Annotated in this window: 3 protein-coding genes and 1 pseudogene; all 4 read left to right on the top strand. The window is 31.3% G+C overall.

Annotated features, from left to right (window positions below; genetic code table 11):
* The coding region (locus tag AJ885_RS07100) for a DUF4376 domain-containing protein (protein WP_070280505.1) at window positions 1-417 on the top strand (417 nt) is incomplete at its 5' end.
* A complete protein-coding gene (locus tag AJ885_RS07095) occupies window positions 414-800 on the top strand; it encodes a DUF1353 domain-containing protein (protein ID WP_070280985.1) in 387 nt (128 codons plus the stop codon). The genes AJ885_RS07100 and AJ885_RS07095, both read left to right, overlap by 4 nt.
* Window positions 797-1,792 carry a hypothetical protein gene (locus AJ885_RS07090; protein ID WP_070280984.1) on the top strand — a complete coding sequence of 332 codons (996 nt, stop codon included), beginning with the start codon at window positions 797-799 and terminating at the stop codon, window positions 1,790-1,792. The genes AJ885_RS07095 and AJ885_RS07090 overlap by 4 nt, the downstream gene beginning before the upstream one ends.
* A 140-nt stretch (window positions 1,793-1,932) precedes the next feature.
* A pseudogene (locus AJ885_RS07085) lies at window positions 1,933-2,213 on the top strand (phage tail sheath family protein); the annotation flags it as partial.

The raw sequence follows: 2,213 nt of genomic DNA, 5'->3' as shown, positions 1-2,213 counted from the left end.
CCTATTAGCGAAGAAGAGTTTAACTCTTTAATAAATCCTCCTAAAAGCGAAGAAGAGCTTTTAAACGAGGCAAAAGAGTTAAAAATCAACGAGATTAATACAAAAAAAGAAAATATTCTAAATGGTGGATTTTCTTTTAAAGGTAAAATCTATCAAAGTTCTAATGAAGATCAGTTAAGAATTAATGGAGCAGTAACCAATGCTCTTGTTAATCCTAATTTAATTCCTTATATTGATTGGATTGCACTTGATAATTCAACTACAAGATTTAGCGTAGATGAGTTTAAACTCTTTGCAAGTAGCATGGCTTATTTTGTGCAAGAAACTATTTTTAAAGCAAGTGCTTTAAAAGAAAAAGCTAGAAATGTACAAAGCAAAGAAGAACTTGATTTAATTGTTTGGGAGAGTGAAAAATGACTAAAACAGAATTAAAAAGGGTTTGTGTAAAGCCCTATGATAAAGACAGATTTGAAGTAATTAGTGATTATGCTTTTTCTTTGCCAAATTATAAAGGCATTGTACCACAAGGCTTTAAAACGGATGGAGCAAGTATCCCACGCCTTTTTTGGTCTTTGTTTCCACCTTTTAAAAGCGAGTATTTTAGTGCTTGTGTGGTGCATGATTTTTTGTGCGAAAAAGCAAACTCTAGGGCTGATTACAAAATAGCTGATTTAGCATTAAAAGAAGCTATGACTTTGCTTGGATGTTCTAAGTTTAAAATCTTTGTATTTTATCATTCTTGCAATCTTTATCATGCAATAAAGTGTGTGTTTAAATCAATAAAAAAGGAGTTAAAATGAAAGATTATGGAATTTCTTTTATTCCAGATATTAATCAAGGCTTAATAGAGCCAAGTGAACCTATAGTTAGTGATAAGCTTAATGAAAAAAGAGTGAATGAATTAATTGATAAAAAACTCGAAGGGATTAAAGGTATAAAGGGCGAAAAAGGAGATAAGGGCGAAAAAGGAGATAAGGGGGATAAAGGAGATAAAGGCGAAGATGCAAACTCTAATTTAAAAGAATTACAAATCCTTGATGGTAAAAAATTAAGGGTTGAGTTTAGCACCAAACAAACAAGCTCAGCCTATCCTTTAAAAACCTTAACCCTTTCAAGACTTGGTATAAAATTAGCAGGAGATAATGAGTTTTTAAAGATTAATGCTTTGGAGTTTATTGACAATTCTAACAATAATCTTTTACTAGGCAATATAGAAAATGAAACTTTAAATAAAGCTTCAAAAGAACACGCCACTACTTTACCTGCTGAGTTTAGTTTAGAAAATGCTAATACTGAAGGTTTAGACTCATATGCAAAAGTAAAAATCACTTCAAATGGAGCTTATGAATTTGGCAATCGTTACACTCCATATTACGCTTTTAGAGAATATGATGAAAAAAATATTAGCGTGTTTTTAGCTAATGATGGATTAGAAAATCCTTTTTATACTATAGAATGCGAACTCTCTAAACCTATAAAAGAGTTTAAATTCACTCCTTGGGGGTATGGCGTGGGTGGAAACTTCTTTAGCGAAAATCTAAATATTAAAATTTTTATAGATGACATTCTTTTTAAAGAGTTTAATTCCTTAAATCCAAATAGTAAAGAAATCGATACAGATTTTATTATTAATTTCAATATAAAAGGAGATAAGCTTATTTATGATGAGTTTAAAGATAGGGTTGATGAGAGATTTAGGATAGTAGAGAATGAACTTAAAGGCTTAGGCTCTACATTTACAAAAGCAAGCGCATTAAGTGGAGTTAAAAGCAAAAGAGTTAAAAAAACATAAATAAAGTAAGCTACTTAGGACAGGAAAAAGGTTTGGCTTTTGGGGCAAACACGCAGTGTTTGGGCGGGGAAGCCTTTAGCATTTGGTTCTTTAGGCGAACTTGTTCGCTGTTAAAAGAACATAAGAAAGGAAAATGAATAATGGCAGCAAATTATGGAGTTAATTTTAATATCAGCAATGGTGCAGCAAGTCCTATTAAAGTGCAAAGTGATACGCCTATTGGTATTGCTGGGGCTATAAAAGGTGCAAGTAAAGAAATGATTTACACAAAGGCTGGTTATGAAAGCGTGGATAGCTTTCCAATCTTTGCCTTTTCAAATGTAAGCAAAGCAAAAGAATTTGTAAACGATTTAATCAAAGAAAATAACTTACAAGATTTTAGACTTTTAGATACTTTAGAATGTATCAATCTACAAAATGT

It is taken from the genome of Campylobacter sp. BCW_6464, assembly GCF_001762775.1.
Taxonomy (GTDB): domain Bacteria; phylum Campylobacterota; class Campylobacteria; order Campylobacterales; family Campylobacteraceae; genus Campylobacter_D; species Campylobacter_D jejuni.
The sequence above is the reverse complement of the archived record's forward strand: the minus strand, read 5'-3'. Positions and strand labels throughout refer to the sequence as shown.